Annotated in this window: 23 protein-coding genes and 1 pseudogene; 18 read left to right on the top strand and 6 right to left on the bottom strand. The window is 34.6% G+C overall.

Translation table 11 applies throughout. The features are described from left to right. The first annotated feature begins 231 nt into the window (after positions 1–231). Positions 232–387: a hypothetical protein gene (locus ILT06_RS09695; protein WP_064476896.1), complete on the top strand. Its 156-nt coding sequence runs from the start codon at positions 232–234 to the stop codon at positions 385–387. Between the two features lie 88 nt (positions 388–475). Beyond that, a complete protein-coding gene (locus ILT06_RS09690; RefSeq protein WP_088048365.1) occupies positions 476–1,078 on the top strand; it encodes a histidine phosphatase family protein in 603 nt (200 codons plus the stop codon). A 35-nt stretch (positions 1,079–1,113) separates the two neighbouring features. Here the strand turns inward: ILT06_RS09690 and ILT06_RS09685 are convergent, their stop codons facing one another. Then, the gene (locus ILT06_RS09685; RefSeq protein ID WP_088048366.1) at positions 1,114–1,692 is read right to left on the bottom strand and encodes a GNAT family N-acetyltransferase; all 579 of its coding nucleotides are present in this window, start codon (positions 1,690–1,692) and stop codon (positions 1,114–1,116) included. Between the two features lie 244 nt (positions 1,693–1,936). Between ILT06_RS09685 and ILT06_RS09680 the strand changes: the two genes are divergently transcribed. From ILT06_RS09680 to ILT06_RS09625, 12 genes and pseudogenes are all read left to right on the top strand, one after another. Continuing rightward, the gene (locus ILT06_RS09680; protein ID WP_000344283.1) at positions 1,937–2,131 is read left to right on the top strand and encodes a hypothetical protein; all 195 of its coding nucleotides are present in this window, start codon (positions 1,937–1,939) and stop codon (positions 2,129–2,131) included. A 26-nt stretch (positions 2,132–2,157) separates the two neighbouring features. Next, positions 2,158–2,475: a hypothetical protein gene (locus ILT06_RS09675; RefSeq protein WP_000502200.1), complete on the top strand. Its 318-nt coding sequence runs from the start codon at positions 2,158–2,160 to the stop codon at positions 2,473–2,475. Between the two features lie 476 nt (positions 2,476–2,951). Then, the gene (nrdI, locus tag ILT06_RS09670; RefSeq protein WP_000634376.1) at positions 2,952–3,311 is read left to right on the top strand and encodes a class Ib ribonucleoside-diphosphate reductase assembly flavoprotein NrdI; all 360 of its coding nucleotides are present in this window, start codon (positions 2,952–2,954) and stop codon (positions 3,309–3,311) included. Beyond that, positions 3,298–4,425, top strand: a pseudogene (locus ILT06_RS09665) (ribonucleotide reductase N-terminal alpha domain-containing protein); the annotation flags it as partial. The gene nrdI and the pseudogene ILT06_RS09665, both read left to right, overlap by 14 nt. Positions 4,426–4,807: 382 nt before the next feature. Next, a complete protein-coding gene (locus ILT06_RS09660; protein ID WP_306461252.1) occupies positions 4,808–5,758 on the top strand; it encodes a ribonucleotide reductase large subunit in 951 nt (316 codons plus the stop codon). A 93-nt stretch (positions 5,759–5,851) separates the two neighbouring features. Next, positions 5,852–6,820 carry a class 1b ribonucleoside-diphosphate reductase subunit beta gene (gene nrdF, locus ILT06_RS09655; RefSeq protein WP_048561423.1) on the top strand — a complete coding sequence of 323 codons (969 nt, stop codon included), beginning with the start codon at positions 5,852–5,854 and terminating at the stop codon, positions 6,818–6,820. 216 nt (positions 6,821–7,036) lie between these two features. After that, positions 7,037–7,417 (top strand): GntR family transcriptional regulator, encoded by a 381-nt coding sequence (locus ILT06_RS09650; protein ID WP_000687513.1) that lies wholly within the window; start codon positions 7,037–7,039, stop codon positions 7,415–7,417. Next, positions 7,414–8,112, top strand: a complete 699-nt coding sequence (locus ILT06_RS09645; RefSeq protein WP_064476714.1) for an ABC transporter ATP-binding protein — start codon at positions 7,414–7,416, stop codon at positions 8,110–8,112. Before ILT06_RS09650 ends, ILT06_RS09645 begins: the two co-directional genes overlap by 4 nt. Further along, positions 8,109–8,903, top strand: coding sequence for a hypothetical protein (locus tag ILT06_RS09640; RefSeq protein WP_064476713.1), 795 nt, complete (start codon positions 8,109–8,111; stop codon positions 8,901–8,903). Before ILT06_RS09645 ends, ILT06_RS09640 begins: the two co-directional genes overlap by 4 nt. 14 nt (positions 8,904–8,917) lie before the next feature. Further along, positions 8,918–9,820 (top strand): ABC transporter ATP-binding protein, encoded by a 903-nt coding sequence (locus ILT06_RS09635; protein ID WP_000528799.1) that lies wholly within the window; start codon positions 8,918–8,920, stop codon positions 9,818–9,820. Next, a complete protein-coding gene (locus ILT06_RS09630; protein ID WP_088048367.1) occupies positions 9,820–10,596 on the top strand; it encodes an ABC transporter permease in 777 nt (258 codons plus the stop codon). Before ILT06_RS09635 ends, ILT06_RS09630 begins: the two co-directional genes overlap by 1 nt. Positions 10,597–10,790: 194 nt before the next feature. After that, positions 10,791–11,804, top strand: a complete 1,014-nt coding sequence (locus ILT06_RS09625) for a CPBP family intramembrane glutamic endopeptidase (RefSeq protein WP_222655029.1) — start codon at positions 10,791–10,793, stop codon at positions 11,802–11,804. 29 nt (positions 11,805–11,833) lie between these two features. Here the strand turns inward: ILT06_RS09625 and ILT06_RS09620 are convergent, their stop codons facing one another. After that, positions 11,834–12,016 (bottom strand): DUF3913 family protein, encoded by a 183-nt coding sequence (locus tag ILT06_RS09620; protein WP_000707104.1) that lies wholly within the window; start codon positions 12,014–12,016, stop codon positions 11,834–11,836. A 100-nt stretch (positions 12,017–12,116) separates the two neighbouring features. Then, positions 12,117–12,569 (bottom strand): Lrp/AsnC family transcriptional regulator, encoded by a 453-nt coding sequence (locus tag ILT06_RS09615; protein WP_001175492.1) that lies wholly within the window; start codon positions 12,567–12,569, stop codon positions 12,117–12,119. A gap of 123 nt (positions 12,570–12,692) precedes the next feature. On the opposite strand from ILT06_RS09615, the gene ILT06_RS09610 reads away from it, so the two are divergent. From ILT06_RS09610 to ILT06_RS09600, 3 genes are all read left to right on the top strand, one after another. Next, positions 12,693–13,106: a carboxymuconolactone decarboxylase family protein gene (locus ILT06_RS09610; protein ID WP_098103456.1), complete on the top strand. Its 414-nt coding sequence runs from the start codon at positions 12,693–12,695 to the stop codon at positions 13,104–13,106. A 10-nt stretch (positions 13,107–13,116) separates the two neighbouring features. Further along, positions 13,117–13,671, top strand: a complete 555-nt coding sequence (locus ILT06_RS09605) for a cysteine hydrolase family protein (protein WP_142289428.1) — start codon at positions 13,117–13,119, stop codon at positions 13,669–13,671. A gap of 85 nt (positions 13,672–13,756) precedes the next feature. Next, the gene (locus ILT06_RS09600; protein WP_088048371.1) at positions 13,757–14,155 is read left to right on the top strand and encodes an SseB family protein; all 399 of its coding nucleotides are present in this window, start codon (positions 13,757–13,759) and stop codon (positions 14,153–14,155) included. A gap of 27 nt (positions 14,156–14,182) precedes the next feature. Here ILT06_RS09600 and ILT06_RS09595 read toward each other — a convergent pair whose 3' ends face one another. After that, entirely contained in the window at positions 14,183–15,103 is a 921-nt protein-coding gene (locus ILT06_RS09595; protein WP_088048372.1) for a S66 peptidase family protein, read from the bottom strand. A gap of 112 nt (positions 15,104–15,215) precedes the next feature. On the opposite strand from ILT06_RS09595, the gene ILT06_RS09590 reads away from it, so the two are divergent. Continuing rightward, a complete protein-coding gene (locus tag ILT06_RS09590; RefSeq protein WP_142289429.1) occupies positions 15,216–16,313 on the top strand; it encodes an NAD(P)H-dependent flavin oxidoreductase in 1,098 nt (365 codons plus the stop codon). 17 nt (positions 16,314–16,330) lie between these two features. Here the strand turns inward: ILT06_RS09590 and dltD are convergent, their stop codons facing one another. Further along, the gene (gene dltD, locus ILT06_RS09585) at positions 16,331–17,506 is read right to left on the bottom strand and encodes a D-alanyl-lipoteichoic acid biosynthesis protein DltD (protein ID WP_088048374.1); all 1,176 of its coding nucleotides are present in this window, start codon (positions 17,504–17,506) and stop codon (positions 16,331–16,333) included. Then, complete coding sequence (gene dltC / locus ILT06_RS09580; protein ID WP_000807310.1) at positions 17,503–17,742, bottom strand: D-alanine--poly(phosphoribitol) ligase subunit DltC; 240 nt, start codon at positions 17,740–17,742, stop codon at positions 17,503–17,505. The genes dltD and dltC overlap by 4 nt, the downstream gene beginning before the upstream one ends. Positions 17,743–17,776 lie beyond the last annotated feature (34 nt).

Here is a 17,776-nt window from a genome sequence, read left to right as displayed (position 1 = left end):
AAGAATAATTTTGGTTTTTTTTATTTCCTCTTATTTTGAACCATATTGTCTAGTTTGTAAATGTTTCCAAAGTAAAAATTCGAAAAATATTCACATTTTGTAAGAAAATATGCAAGAACTCCAAGTTATTAGAAAAAAAGAACGGTTTAAATGCGTGCATCTTTATATAGGGGTATAATGAAAAATATACAATAACCTACTAAAGTGGGATAAATTAGAGGCGGTAAAATGATGTTTGAATTTGTGGGGAGTGTTATAGCATTAACTTTATTTGTATTTTCTTATATAAATTTAAAAAAGATTCGTCATCATGAAACGACTACATATTTTGATGGGATGGATGGTATACATGCTGGGGTCACACATGAGAGTGGCGAGGATATGTAAAGGTGTATAACTTTCTTTTTTTGCGTGGTATGATATTTAAAAATAGTACATAATAGAGTTCGTAAGTGATGAATGGAGAGTGGAAAGAATGAAGATTTCTTTTATTCGTCATGGTCGCTTAGATCGTACTATAGAACCAATGACGGTTACATCCTTTCATGAATGGATGAAAGGATATGACTTACATACTATAACAGAAAAAGCACCTATACCAATGGAAACAATGGAAGCGGTTGAAGCAGCAAAGTTGATTGTAACGAGTGATCAAAGGTGTGCTATACAGTCAGCAGCTGAATTAATGAATTCTTTATCTTTTATGCAAAATTCTCTTTTTAGGGAAGCTGAAATTCCGACGAGTTTTTATGCTCCAACATGGTTGAAATGTAAACCTAACGTATGGATGTTTATCGGGCGAACATTATGGATACTTGGTTACCATAAAGATGTTGAGTCTTATAAGGAAGTAAGAGAGAGGGCAAGGCAAGCAGCTTACTTATTACACCGTTATGCTCTCGTACATGGAAGTATTGCTCTTGTAGGTCATAATTACATTAATGCAATGGTTGGTGCGGAGCTGAGAGCGATGGGATGGTCTGGTACGCCTATTTTGCACAGAGAGCCATGGGGATGTACAACATATACATTTCACGAGGCGATGAATGGAAATGTATTGAATACGAATTTAACATAAAAGCACACGATTTATATAAATCGTGTGCTTTCTTTTTAAGATATAGAAACTTTGATGTTTAATGTTTTTACGAGATGTGCATAAGGTTCGCCTACGAGCATAATGATTTGATCTTTTTTATAACCTAGTTTTTCGTATAGTGAATAGGCACGTTTGTTTTCTAAATTAACAAGTAATGCGATTTTTTCATACATCTTTTCAGTTGCATGGATTTCAGCAGCTTCAATTAATTGAGAACCAATTCCTTTTCCGCCATATGCACTTGAAACTGATAATGTATCAATGTAATATTCATCAAGCTCAGCTTCTTTTTCTAACGTAATCGATTCATCTTTATGTAATTCTCTTAAGTGATGTACAATTGGTGCATCAAGCATTGTTGCTTCACTACCATGATAAGCGACAATAACTCCAACTGCATCCCCGTCTTGCTCATATACAAAACAGTTTTCGTAGCTCAGTCGATTTCTCTCTTTTGAGAACCATGTTTCAAGTCCTAGTAATACTTCTGTTTCAACAGTGCTACCTGTGATTTTTTCAGCAATTTCGTGCAGAGCGTTATACAATAAAGGCGCAATTGCCTTCGCATCTGTCTTTTTTGCTTTCCGAATCATAGTATCCCTCCTAGTTCTATTTATATATTGTAGCATAGTGGTATGGAACTTTGCATAATTGAATGTCGAAATGTTTGATATAGAGAAGTAGCTATGTTAGTATATGATATTTAGTGGACATATAGTAAAGTGATATCGTTTGTGAATAATGAAAATAAAATGAAGGTATAGCATCTGGATAATTTTACAGTTGTTGACCTATAGAATATACGATAAAATAAAATATTGCATAGAGGTGAAATACATGGATGAACAATTAGCAAATACAATTTTGGATCAGCTGAAAAATGGTGAAATAAAGGAGTATGTTGCAACGAAAGATGTATTTTATACGTTTAGGAAAGTTGTAGTAGGGCGTGAAGATTTTAAACATATTATTGGAAACGCGCAGCGCGGCGGACAAGTAATTTATACATATTCAGAAACGCCACGTTCGTAACTAGAAGAATATAGGGGAGGAGAATTATGGGCGATTTTAAACAAGGCATATTACCGCATTGGGATTATATGTGGAAAGATAGAGCCGGCAATAGGTTTATGGGGATGGTCATGTACCCAGAGAAACGAAAGTGTTCGGCAAAAATGCTTCAGAAAATAAAAAGAGCATATGAAGAGGCTGTAGAAATTAAAGTAACTGTACAAGTTCAACATACATTTCAGTACGTAGAAGGAATGATTGTGTACTTTGATGAAGAAGCTCCTGTATGTACAATGATTGATAAAGATGAAAATCCACATCATATATTTGTAAAAGATATTTTGCGTATTGAGCACTCTGAATAATCTTTTCATAAATAAATTGAATTTCCATAATAATAATCTTTTTCTATAATAGTTATCTTTTAGTATGTAACGCGAACCGAAAGTATATGTATAATATTTAATAAAGTAAAATTGATAAATGTAATCGTTTTTTAGAACAGATTATCGTTTCATGTCTGTTCTTTTTTTCGTGATGCTGGAGAAATATATTCCTCCAGCATTTGCCGTTTTATGACAAAATATATTGGTAACTTTTTTAAAAATAAGGTTAAATTCGTTGACAACTTTTTTGAAAAGCACTTTATTGACATGAGTTTTAGAATGTTGTTTCATAGTCATTGTATTGAAAAAAATCGACTGTCTTGTCGAAAAGTAAAATTTAAAAAAAGAAAGAATTTATACATATATCTTGTGTCTTATTTTGAAACGTAATACAATATATAGAGAAATCAAGAAACAACATACAGAGAGTATAGATTGGAGAGGGAGGGTCGGAAATGATAGTTGCATATGATTCTATGACAGGAAACGTGAAGCGTTTCATTCACAAATTAAATATGCCGGCCGTTCAAATTGGTGAAGATCTAGTAATAGATGAAGACTTTGTTTTAATTACGTATACAACAGGTTTTGGCAATGTACCAGAACGTGTTTTAGAATTTTTAGAGCGCAATAATGAAAAATTAAAAGGCGTATCTGCAAGCGGCAATCGTAACTGGGGAGACATGTTCGGTGCAAGTGCTGACAAAATTTCTGCTAAATATGAAGTGCCTATTGTATCAAAATTTGAGTTATCAGGAACAAATAACGATGTAGAATATTTTAAGGAAAGGGTGCGGGAGATTGCGACACATTGAACTGAATAATGAAATCACGCAAATGCAGGACGGTTTTTATCAGCTTCATAAAGATAAAGAGGCATTAGAAGTCTTTATGGAAGAAGCTAGAGAGAATACCGTTCATTTTAATAGCGTGGCAGAGCGAATGGAGTATATGAAAGAACATGATTACTATTACAACGTTCTGGACGAGTATAGCTTGGAGGAAGTAGAAGAGGTATATAACATCGCTTATGGTGAAAACTTCGAGTTCCAATCTTATATGGCAGCATCTAAGTTCTACAAAGATTATGCGTTAAAAACAAATGATCAAAAACAATACTTAGAAAGCTATGAAGATCGTGTAGCAATTGTTTCATTATACTTAGGACGCGGTGATGTTGCGAAGGCAAAACACTTCGCAAGCATGATTGTAAAACAAAACTACCAACCAGCGACACCAACCTTTTTAAATGCGGGCCGAAGCAGAAGAGGAGAAATGGTGTCTTGTTTCTTGTTAGAGATGGACGATAGCTTAAATTCAATCGGCTTTAACATTAATACTGCAATGCAATTATCAAAAATCGGCGGTGGAGTAGCTTTAAACTTGTCTAAGCTACGTGCACGCGGTGAGCAAATTAAAGGTATCGATAACGCTGCAAGTGGTGTAGTACCTGTTATGAAATTACTTGAAGATTCGTTTTCATATGCGAATCAACTTGGGCAACGAAAAGGTGCCGGCGCAGTATACTTAAACATTTTCCATTGGGATATTATTGAATTCCTTGATACAAAAAAAATAAATGCCGATGAGAAGAGCCGTATTCAGTCTCTATCAATCGGAATTATCGTTCCAAGTAAGTTCTTTGAGCTTGCTGAGAAAAACGAACCTTTCCATGTTTTCGCGCCTTATACGGTGTATAAAGAATACGGAAAGCATTTAGATGATATAGACATTGATGAAATGTACGATGAATTAATGAGCAATCCGAAAGTGAAGAAGAAGCCGCTAGATATTAGTGCACGTGATATGCTTATTAAAATTGCTATGATTCAGCTTGAGTCTGGTTACCCATACTTAATGTTTAAATCAAATGCAAATAACCAACATCCACTGAAGGATATTGGAACTGTGAAGATGTCGAACTTGTGTTAAATATGTAGCACCTTCTAGTAGAAATGCTAGTCGAAAACTCCGTTAAACGGGGAAAGCCTCAAATTTGAGGTAACCTACCGTGCTAAATCTTATCTTAGAATGAAAATATAAAATTTCAGAATGTATCTTATTATTTTGTATAGCAGAGTTATGGGACAACATAAAGTAATAAGAGACTTTCTGAAAGATTAAGATAAGTAAAAGCCTAACGACTATCCCTTATGGGAGTAGAGCGCAAGCGATTGGCGTTCGAAAAGCGGAGCACCTAATCAGGTAATGCTGTAGGTGATGATATAGTCTGTCCTGTATGGTGACATACAGCAGTTGCATGAGCAACGGACTGAGGAGTAGCGGACTCGGTTGAACATTCGAGACAGAAATCTTCCAGCTTCAAGAAACTTCTGAAATAAATGATTACGGTACAGAGGATATTATCCGTCGTGATATTAACTGTAACTTAGGATCGTTAAATATCGTAAATGTAATGGAAAATAAAGAAATTCGTGAAGCCGTTCATGCGGGAATGGAAGCTTTAACAGCTGTTTCTGATATGACGATTATTCCGAATGCACCAACTGTGAAAAAAGCAAATGATGAGCTTCATTCAGTTGGACTTGGCGCAATGAACTTACACGGATATTTATCAAAAAACAAAATCGCATATGAAAGTGCAGAAGCGAAAGAGTTTGCTCGTACATTCTTTATGATGTTAAATTACTACTCTATTGAGAAAAGTATGGAAATCGCTAAAGAAAAAGGCGAAACATTTAAAGACTTCGATAAGTCTGATTATGCGAATGGCACATACTTTGAAAAATACGAAACGACAGATTACAGCCCAGTAACTGAAAAAGTTCAGCAACTATTTGAAGGAATTCATATTCCAACAAAAGAAGATTGGACAAGTTTAAAAGAGCAAGTGAAGAAGAATGGATTATATAATTCATACCGTCTTGCTATCGCTCCAACACAATCTATCAGTTACGTTCAAAATGCAACTTCAAGCGTAATGCCGATCGTAAGTCAAATCGAATCAAGAACATATGCGAATGCGACAACATATTATCCAATGCCGTATTTATCAAAAGATACGTTCTGGTACTATAAATCTTCTTACGATATGAATCAGTTTAAATTAATTGATTTAATCGCAGAAATCCAAGAACATATTGACCAAGGAATTAGTACAATTCTTTACGTTAATAGTGATATTTCAACACGTGAATTAGCACGTTACTACATCTATGCACATAAAAAAGGTTTAAAGAGTCTTTATTATACGAGAACACGTAAGTTAAGCGTGGAAGAGTGCGTAGCTTGTACCGTTTAATATAAAAATTGAGACATCATGAGCAGGGTTTTCTGAACCCTGCTCATGCTTAGTTATCAATTTTTCATGTTTATTTAGAGAAGGGGCGATTGAATGCGTGCGGTAAACTGGAACAAAAAAGAAGATGATTTTAGTTTAATGTTTTGGAAGCAAAACATCGCTCAGTTTTGGACAGAAGAAGAAATCGCGGTATCTTCTGACAAAAATACTTGGGCACAATTATCAAAAGAAGAGCAGGTTGCTTATAAGCGTGTATTAGGTGGTTTAACACTTTTAGATACGAAACAAGGTGGCGAAGGGATGCCTCTTGTACTTGTTCATCTTGAAAATTTACAAGCAAAAAGTGTATTAGCTTTCATGGGAGCTATGGAAGAAGTACATGCGAAGAGTTACAGTCATATTTTCACAACGTTAGCTACTGAAGAAGAAATTGATGATATTTTTGAATGGGTAGACAATCATCCATTACTTGAGAAAAAAGCTGGTATTGTTACTAGTTACTATCGTCGTTTATTAAAGCCTGAAGTAACGAAAAAAGAGTTATACATGGCAATGGTAGCAAGTGTATTCTTAGAAAGTTACTTATTCTATAGTGGATTCTTCTACCCACTTTACTTAGCAGGTCAAGGTAAATTGACGGCAAGTGGTGAGATTATTAACCTAATAATTCGTGATGAGTCAATTCACGGCGTATTCGTCGGTATTTTAGCACAACAACTCTTCGTAGAACTTTCTGCAGAAGATCAACAAGAAGTGCAAAAAGAAACACAAGAGTTATTAATGGAATTATATGAAATTGAAATGGCATACACAGAAGAAATTTACACTTCTATCGGTCTTGTAGAGGATGTAAATCGTTTCGTTCGTTACAATGCGAATAAAGGACTTATGAACTTAGGACTTGAGCCGAAGTTTGAAGAAGAAGAAATTAACCCAATCGTTTTAAATGGTTTACGTACAGATACGAAAAACCATGATTTCTTCTCTGTAAAAGGGAATGGTTACGTAAAAGCAACGAACGTTGAAAAGTTATCTGACGATGACTTCGTGTTTAATTTTTAATATACGATTATAAAGAAAAGCTGTCTTATTCATTGATAAGACAGCTTTTCTTTATGAATTTGTTTACATAACACTATTATTTTCGTATAACGAGTTCTGTTTAAAAAGTTCTATCCAGCAAAGGGATAGAACTTTTTTGTAATTAAATGAGTATTTACAAATTATTTGTATCAGTGTATTATTTAACTAGTACACCGATACAAAAGGAGGGAAGAAATGAAAATAGAGTTTTCTCCAAATACACCAATTTACATTCAGGTAATGGAATACATAAAAAAAGAAATCGTAACAGGACATTTATTGCCTGGTGATAAAATTCCCTCTGTACGTGAATTAGCGAGTGAATTACAAGTAAATCCAAATACGATTCAGCGTACATTTCAAGAGCTAGAACGGGATGGGGTTGTTGTAACGCGTAGAGGAATGGGACGATATGTAACGAATGAAGGGGAGAAAATTATGGAGCTGCGAAAAGAGATGGCGAAAGAATTACTTCATTCTTTTATAGATGGAATGGACAATTTAGGTTTTTCAGAAGAAGAAATTCTTACAATCCTTCGTTCTTCATTACATGAGAAGAGGGAGGAGAGCGAATGACAGAGTTATTAAAAATAGAAAACTTATGGAAGAGATACGGATTAAAAGCAGTGATCCGTGAATTAAACATAGAGATTACGGAAGGGAAAATTATAGGACTCGTTGGAGATAACGGGAGTGGGAAAACGACGTTATTGAAAATGATTGCCGGTCTGCAGCATCCTTCCGAAGGCAGTATTACAATCGCTGGTAAAAAGGTAGGATTAGAAACGAAAGAAATTGTTTCTTTTATGTCGGATAAACCAGTATTTGATGATTGGATGACGGTAAAAGATTCTTTATTCTTCTATCGAGATTTTTATAAAGACTTCGACATTCAAAAAGCAGTAGATACAATTGCGGAATTTAAAATACCGTTAGAAGAAAGAATTACAGCTTTATCAAAAGGTATGGTTGAAAAGCTACAAATTATTTTAACATTTTCGAGGAAAGCAAAGTTATACGTACTAGATGAACCGCTGGGCGGAATTGATCTTGTTTCTAGAGAACACGTATTAGAACTTATTTTACAGTTTTATCGTGAAGATTGTACCATTTTAATTGCAACACATTTAATTGGAGAAGTGGAAAATATTTTTGACGAAGTAATCTTTTTAAAAGATGGTGAGAGTGTACTACATGAAAATGTAGAGGAGTTACGCTTTCAGCGAGGAAAAGCTGTCACAGATGTGTTTAAGGAGGTGTTTAGTAGATGAAGGCCAGTTTAATATATATGTACAATGCGAATAAAAAACAAATTTTCATTTCGTTATTGTCATTCATATTTATTGTAGCTGTCGCTTTTGTAAGTATGGGAAATTATATTAAACAAGAATCAGGAGAAGTAAGGCAAATGATTACGATTGCCTTAGTATTCTTAGTTTATATAATTTTTGCGGTACTTGTATTGCTGCAGGCGATGTCTGCATTTGGCAAAATGACCGAAAGTACATTATTTCGATTAACACCGATATCTGGTAAAAAAATTGTTTTGGCAATATTGTCATATGCGGCAATTAGTTTAATGTGTTTTGAAGTGATAGGTACTATATTTGTCTATAGTATTTCGATGAAAGTAATAAAAGGTACAGAACTCTATGGAATGTTATTTACGGAAAGTACAATTGAGCTAGATATAGTAAAACAAGTATTTAGTAGTGTGTTATATGTATTTAATTTATCAAGTATATTGTTGGTTTTACTTTTCACAGTAGCTGGTGTTAAAGTATTTTCTTTGAAAAAGAAAAAAATGGAGTATGTAATTATTTTCTTCTTATTTTTATTAGTAACGAAAGCAATCAATATGATATATGAAATGCTAGGCCGACTTGCACCTACATCTACTTTTATTAGGAAGTTAGTTTATATAGATGAATCAGTGGATATAAATCTTATACTATATCCAGAAAGTCTTATGAATTTATATAGTATTGCTTTTTCAATCGGTATATTTGTTTTACTTGTTTATATAACAGGTCGCATAATTGATAAAAAACTAGAAGTCTAAAGGAGGAATCAGCATTGGGAAATGTAGTAGTAAAGTTAGAGAATGTTCGAAAAAAGATTGGTGGAACGGAAATTATCCGTGGTTTATCATTTGAAGTTCGTGAAGGGGAAGTGTACGGGTTTCTTGGACCGAACGGTAGTGGTAAAACGACGACAATTCGTATGATGACAGGTCTTATATCAATGACAGAGGGCGATATTACAATTTGCGGTCATAGTATTCGCACGGAGCGTGAAAAGGCGCTAGAGCAAATTGGGGCGATCGTAGAAAATCCTGAACTATATGATTATATGACTGGAATGCAAAACTTAAAGCATTTTGCGAACATGGCAATTACACCAATTAGTAAAGAGCGCATTGCTGAGATTGTAAAGCTTGTTGAATTAGAGCACGCGATTCATAAAAAGGTGAAAACATATTCACTTGGTATGAAACAACGTTTAGGAATTGCACAGGCATTACTTCATCAGCCGAAAATCTTAATTTTAGATGAGCCGACAAATGGATTAGATCCAGCTGGTATTCGCCAAATTCGTGATTATTTACAACGTTTAGCGAAAGAAGAGAATATTGCTGTAATCGTATCAAGTCACTTATTAAGTGAAATTGAACTCATGTGTGATCGCGTCGTTATTATTAAGCAAGGTGAGTTTGTGCAAGAGTACAACTTACACGAACAAGCGAAACATGATGAGACAGTAGTTGTAGCGTTTGAAGTAGATCAAGTACAGAAAGCAAATGAAATCATTAAAGGTAAGACGCAAGGAAATGTAATTGCAGTATCTGTAATGAAAGAAGAAATCCCACAACTTGTAAAAAAACTTGTGAATGACGATGTTCTTGTATACGGAGTTACTGTTCAAAATAAAACGTTAGAGGATGAGTTCTTAGCGATTACAGGGGGAGTGAAAGCGTAATGTTTAAATTAATTCAAAATGAATTTTTAAAGTTACATGCGAAAAAAGGTATGTATATTTTAATTGGTGTCATTGCAGTATTGGAGAGTTTGGGAGTTTTAGCGATGCTGAAATGGGGAGACGGAAGTGAATTTAAAGGATCATATTTAGATTTTGCAAGTTCAGAGATTGGTTTAATTACTTTGTTTGCAACAATTTTTGGGATTACGATTGCTTCTCGTATGATTACTGATGAGTTCCAAAAAGGTACAATTAAGCAGTTATTAATCCGTCCAAGAAAACGAATTACAGTTTTATTCTCTAAATATATTACAGTGTTACTTACTATAGTATTTATCATATTTGCTAGCACGTTAATTGCAATGATTCTTGGTGGAATTGTAATGGATGGTAGTAAAACAGAATTAACGGTAGGAATCGTAATGAAATCTACTTTATATCAAGTACTTTCACCGTTCTTCTTTGCGACACTAGCATTTTTCTTAGCAAACGTATTTAGAAAGTCTGTATTACCATTAATTATTACGATGTTCCTCTTCTTTTTACAAGGAGCAATTAATATGGTACTGATGATGTTTGCAAAAGGTGTAGCGAAATTTGTAGTGTTTTTCCATTTAAATTTAAGTGTGTACGATAGTAATAAACTAGTAAGCGGCGGAATGGAACCAACATTTACAGAGTTTACATTTACAACTTCATTATTACTTGTAGCTGCATACTTTGTTGTATTACTTGTAGCATCAAGTGCATTATTCCAAAAACGTGACGTATTATAATAAAAGAAATCCCCGCTTGTAAAAACGGGGATTTTTATTACATAACTTTCTCATAGATTTCAATTGAAAGAAAAGAATGATTACTATATATGTTGTTCAAAAGTGTTTGAGACAAACAGGAAGAATTTCAACTATATTCATATTATAATTTAGTTATCACACCATTTATTTTACTATCTTTGGGGGTGTTCTATATGCACTATGCATTTTCACGTATAAGACTACGTAGCTTTTTTGGATGGATGATTATAGGGGTGTTCCTTACGATGATCCCATTAGGTCTATCAAATGTTTCTGAGAATACGATGGAGGTTATTTCACAAATAACATTATTTTTTGTATTTCCGTTATTTTGGTTATACGTAAAAACAAATAAAAATAATGTTGTATTTAAGAGTTTTTTTGATAAGCCAGGACGTTTACCGTGGGGATTAATTGTATTAGCAACGATAATGGGAATGATTTTTTCAGTTGGTATATCTCATATTCAATTTTACATATTAGCACATACGTTACCGAATTTCTTAGTTACTATGTTAGAAGACGGAAATGTTATTAACACGAGTAACGTATATATGACGATATTTACTTTCATTTCAGCATGTGTATTAGCACCTATTATGGAAGAGGTTATTTTTAGGGGATTCTTTTTACAGCGAATGGCTTATAAATGGGGAATTAAAAAAGCTGTAATCATATCTTCACTTATTTTTGGTTTAGGACATTTTGATGTTATTGGTGCATTTATGTTTGGTATTGTAATGTGTCTTTTATACATAAAGACGAAAAATATATGGACGAATATCGCTGTACATGCTCTAAATAATTTAATTGCAACAAGTATGCAATTTATAGGTGGAGAAGAGAGTAGCGCAATCTCAATTACTGAATTACAAGCACAAAGTAATTTATGGATCGGTATTGGTCTGACAGTTGTTGGGTTACTTTGGTTAATTCCTTACATTTGGAAACAATGGTGTACTGTAAAAGAAGTGGGTGTGCCACCAGTGCGCTTTATAAATGAGGAAAAAGTAGTGAGTGCATCACAAGAAAATGAAGTGTATAGTCAAGTAATTGTAACAGATAGACTGATGGCTGTAGAGCTACCAGATGAGGCTGTAAATAAGCTTCGATTAGAAGAAAATGATTATGTAACAGTATCTGTAGAAGAAGATAAAATCGTTATAAAGAAAGCGCATGATAGATAACTAAAAAGTAGCTCCTAAAGAGCTACTTTTTAATTTGTAATAATTTCTACACGAAAATTATTACCGTTCTTTACATATTTAATATCTGTAACGATACGGACTGTTTTTAAAATCTCCACTTTTTCACCAATTCGAGGGATAGTGGGAACATTATCCCAAATGCCAAGCAAGTCGTCTAATTGTGCCGTTTTTTCATAAAACCAGATTTTCAATGTAAAGCCCCTTTCTCGAACTTTATGTATTTTAATACATAATATATTATTTTTATTCTTAATGTAAGGGGTTTTTTTGTATTTTATGAATAAAAATAAATTAATCTTCTGGGAAGATATGTTCAATATCAGGAGTAAGAGATACTTCTGATAATACGATATGAGAAACTGTCGTTGCATATGAAGAAACATCATTTATAAAATCTTCAAGTTCAACGAGTGAAGGAACAGAAATTTTTACAATGTAGCATAAGCTTCCTGTTACTCGGTAACAAAAACTTGCAGATGGATAAGACTGAATAAACTGTTGCATACGTGTTGTATCACCATTTTTTAAAGTGATTTCTAAAATACAATCTAAAACAAGTCCTGCTTTTTTATAATCGATATCGATTGTGTACTTTTGAATCACGCCTTCACTTTCAAGTTTGCGAACACGTTCTGCAGTAGACGGAGCAGATAAGTTTACTCGTTTCGCCAATTCACGCATGGAAAGGCGACTATCATTATATAATTCATTTAAAATCTTTCGATCGACACGGTCTAGTTGCATTTGTAAATATACCTCCAGTAAAATAATAATTTTTGTAAAGTGAAAATATAAATTAAGATTCATATGAAATGTAAAGTGAACTTTATTTATTTTACAATAAAACGGAAGGAAATAGGAGGGGAAATGATGGAGAGAATTTCATTATCAAATGTAGGAGTTACAAAGTTTCAAAATTTATTAGGCCATAATCTGGATATATTACATTCGTGGAGTACGTTAGAGGATACACTGTACAATAAAGGAACACTTTCAGCAGAGTTGAAGGAGCAAGTGAGAAGAACATTAGCGTATGGGAATGAATGTCCGTACTGCATGGCAAAGGGAAGACCTGATGATGTGCAAAAGGCAGAGGAGATTAGTGTAGCCGTTACTTTTGCGCATACATTTGTTCATGATCGAAAGGCGATAGATGATAATATGTTTCATGTATTAAAACAATATTGGACGGAAAAAGAAATTGTAGAACTTTGCGCTTATATTTGTTTTATTACTGCGTCGCAGCAACTTGGTTTTGTATTTCAACTACAACCAAATTAAGGAGAAAATGATGACTAATCAAATAGCACTTATCATAATTGATGTACAAAAGGCGTTTCAATTACCATACTGGGGTGAGAGAAATAATCTTTTTGCTGAAGAAAACATGAGAATGTTATTAGCAGAATGGAGAAAAAGGAAAAGACCAGTTTTTCATATTCAACATGTAAATAAAGAAAATGCTCAATCGATGTTTTATGAAGGAGCGGAAACGGTGAACTTTAAAGAAGAGCTGAAGCCATTACCAGGTGAAGTGCTTATTCAGAAATCTGTTAACAGCGCGTTCATTGGGACAAATTTAGAAGAGCAATTAAGAGAGAACAAATGTAATGCAGTAGTGGTTGTAGGATTAACGACAAATCATTGTGTGGAGACTACGACACGAATAGCAGGAAATTTAGGATTTACAACGTATTTAGTGAGTGATGCAACGGCTACTTTTAACCGTAAAGGTCTAGATGGTAAAGAGTATAATGCAGAGGATATTCACAATATGACACTTGTAAATTTACATGAAGAGTTTGCAACGATTGTAACGACAAAAGAAGTATTAAAATTATTTTAAGAAAATAATTGCGAATTATGTAGAAAAAAATAAGAATATTTCGTATAATCTAAGTACAATCATTTTGAAATAGGGGTGGCATCATATGGAGCAAATTCCGGTGAAAAGAATAGAAGAAGTACTTGTTGTAGCAGGGGACGATAAACAGAAGCAAAAGGAATTTTATGAATTGCTCTTATCTACTGAGTTTTATGTTGCTGGTTCACTAGAAGCAGAGGACGGGGCAACAGAAGGAACACTTCGTTTGCGTCATTTCCAAGGAGAGGGTAGATGGATCGTTCCGTTCTTTACTCAAATGGAATTTGTAAAAGACGTGTTGCCAGAAGGAACGCCCCTTATTACGATACGTGGAAAAGAATTATTTGGTAGCATTGAGAAAGATGCTACAGCAGTATTAAATGTTGGCACTGATATAAGTAAAACATTTATTCCAGAAGAAGTTGCAGATATCGCATCTGGACGAATTTTTAATTATTATAAATAAAAGGAAAAGCGGAATCGCTTTTCCTTTTTAATTTGAATACGGATTGGCTACGCCAGAAGAAATAGAGAGTGTTTTATTATTTGTATTTATTGTCGCTGTAGCTCCAAGAGGAATCCCAATGTTTGGGCTTATATGTCCAATCGGTAAACCGAATAGGACAGGTATATGATATGGTGCGAAAAATTCATATAGTATTGTTTGCAATGATCGAGATGGTTTAGAAGGAGTGCAGTCGTGACAACTTGTAAAAATAACACCGCTACATTCATTAAACTTTCCAGATAAAAGTAGTTGATTTAACATACGGTCAATGCGATACGGTTCTTCTCCAATGTCTTCAAGCAACAAAAGTTTATTAGCCGTATTTATCTCATAGGGTGAGCCAATTATACTCGTTAATACAGTTAAATTCCCTCCCGCCAATGTGCCTGTAACTGTACATGGAGAGGTAGGTACGATACATTCTGAAGCAGATAAGATGGTTGAATACGGATGGAATAGTTGATTGAAAGAAGATAAAGAAAGAGAATCTACACCTTTACCTAATTCTTCAACCATTGGACCATGAAAAGTAACAAGCTTTGCATAACGTGAAAAGGCAGTATGTAAAGCTGTAATATCGCTATATCCCCAAAAGATTTTTGGATTCTGCTGAATGATTTCATATTGAATGTGAGGGAGGAGACGGGCACTTCCGTAACCACCTCGTGCACAGAAAATGGCCTTTACTTCATTATTTGTAAATGCTCCATGTATATCATCGAGCCGAACTTGATCACTTCCAGCTAAATATCCATATTTCTCATAAACACTCTTCCCGATTACTACAGATAAACCCATTTCTTGTAATAGGGTTACCCCTTTTAATACATTTTCAATTGTTGGTGGGCCGGACGGTGCAATAACCATTACTGTATCACCTTGTTGTAACGCATTTGGATATATCATTGTTTTTAGCCTCCTTCCCTTTCAATATATTCGCTTCCTATGAAGTTCAACCCTTGTAAAAGAAGGGGAAAGTTTGTCAAATAAAGAAGATATAAGGGGAATAGGAGGAGAAATGGTGTTTACAAGTCGCGTAATAGATCTATTACAAATTAAGTATCCCATCATTCAAGCAGGTATGGCAGGTGCGATTACGACGCCTGAGCTTGTTGCAGCTGTAAGTAATAGTGGAGGACTAGGAACGCTTGGAGCAGGCTATATGAGCCCTGAGCAAATTCGTGAAGCAATTTATAAAATAAGGGAACGAACTGATAAGCCTTTCGGTGTTAATTTACTGTTAACGAAAGAGATACAGATAGAAGAAGAGAAAGTAAACTTGGCAAAGGTATTACTTAGCGGAATGAATAGAGAATTCGGTATAGGGGAAGAAGAGGCGATAAAGCTCCCAAAAAGCTATAAAGAACAATTACAAGTGTTAATAGAAGAAAACGTACCAGTCGTTAGTTTTGCATTTCAAACGTTAGAAAAAGAAGAAATAGGTGACTTAAAAAGAAGAGGAATAAAAGTCATCGGAACAGCTACTCATGTGAGAGAGGCGAGGGTGCTTGCTGAATTAGGAGTAGATATTATTGTTGGTCAAGGTAGTGAGGCAGGAGGGCATAGAGGAACGTTTATTGGGAAAGAACAGGACGCTATGATTGGGACGTTTGCATTAATTCCGCAGTTAGTAGCAGCAGTCCCGCATATCCCAATTGTTGCAGCGGGTGGTGTAATGAACGGACAAGGGCTTGTTGCGGCATTTACATTGGGGGCAGAAGCTGTTCAAATGGGATCAGCCTTTTTAACGAGTGAAGAAAGTATTACGCATGATGTGTATAAAGAAGCAGTTTTACATAGTACAGATACGAGTACAACTGTGACCCGTGCGTTTTCCGGGAAATATGCACGGGGTATTCGTAATGAATTTATAGAGAGACATGAAGGGAAAGAAGAAGGGCTTCCCATGTATCCAGTGCAAAATGTATTAACCTCTAAAATACGCCAAGAAGCAGCAAAACAAAATAAAGGAGAATACATGTCGCTTTGGGCAGGGCAAGCGTCATCATTAGCACGAATAGAATCAGCTCAGCATGTAGTGGAGCGAGTTATGAAAGAAGCAGAGAACGTAATCGAACAATTACAAAATATATATAGAAAAAGACCACTTGAATAATTCAAGTGGTCTTTTCATTAGTTTGCTTTATAAAATTGTTGGATGGCCTCATCGATATAAACCCAGCCTTTCCAACCTAAGTGCATATGATCTTTTAAGAAGTATTTATCATACTCATGATTTGAGAAGTCGGCAATTGGATAGCCAGCTTTCTCAATTTGCTCATGAACTTTCTTGTAGTACAATTCGCGACGTTCTTTCGGGAAGCCAGCGTAATCGTACCAAGGACCTTTTACAGGAACAGAAATGAAGAGTGGTTTTGCACCAGATTGTTTTAATAAATCAAGTACAATTTGTAAATCTTCATATTCTGGCGATTGATCATAAGCATCATTTTTTAAGTAGCCTTCACGTTGCTTTAATTTCTTCTTAATTTTGCTATTGAAGTAATCATCTTCGATACCATATTCGTTAGATCCTGATTCTACTGCACCCGTTTGGTCTGCATGTTTACGAGCCTCGTCCCAATTCATTTGTTTTAATGAAGGGTCAAGTTTTTCTTTATGCGGTTTAATATTAAACATTGCTGTAAATAAATCTTTACGATCTAAAATGTTACGATAAATATAAGCGAAAGGTTTAGCAGCAAGTGCTTTTACTTTATGCTTTGTATCATCATAAACGATACCTTCAAGCGAAATTTTTAGTAAAGTTTCTTTCTTGACGATCTCAAAGTTTAATAAACGTTTTGCAATTTGCTTTTTCATTTCAGGCTTTAAGTCATCATTGAAAAGCAAGTGATAGCCTTGTTGTTTTGAAAAGTTAGGTGCAAAGTGTGTTTCATCAATACCTTGTGGTACAAACCATTGAGGAGAAAGAACGAATACCATTTTCTTATCCTTCAATTGATCCATAGTAGATGCAAAGTTTAACACATGTACAAGGTCTTGTGTTCCTCCGCGTCCAAGTAGGAATGGTGTGAACCCTTCAGGCTTTACTTTGAAATAATTTGATGGATGGAAAGCATCCATACGTGCGAATTCCGATGAACCGTACATCGGAAGGTATTTCGGGTCTGCTAACATCTTTTGCTGTAATATCATACTTTGAATCTTTTCTTCTTTTAAAGAAGTGGCAGCTTGTTCTACTTTTTCATCACTTAAAAGTGGAAGTAGGAAGCGCGTTGGAATAAGTAAGAATACAGCAAAAAGGGCCAATGCTAAAAGCATCGGACCAAATTTTGCTTTGTTCATCGGATTTCTTCCAACTTCTTAATAACCATGTTTGGTGTAGCCCACTCGTCACGGTCAAAATCAGAAATAGAAACTTCAATATCTAAACGCTCTTGGAATTCAACTAATAAAGATACTACAGCGAAAGAATCAAGAATACCTTCTTCAAATAATTGAACATCTAAGTTTTCTTTCACAATATCGTTTTCACATACTTCTTCTAAAATATCTAATACTTGCTCTTTGAATTCTGCCATTTTTAAAATCTCCTTTATATCCGAAATATATTAT

Origin of the sequence: Bacillus sp. 17RED48 (assembly GCF_019837545.1) — a bacterium.
Taxonomy (GTDB): domain Bacteria; phylum Bacillota; class Bacilli; order Bacillales; family Bacillaceae_G; genus Bacillus_A; species Bacillus_A wiedmannii.
Note: the sequence above shows the minus strand (reverse complement) of the source record. Positions and strands in the feature narration are given on the sequence as shown.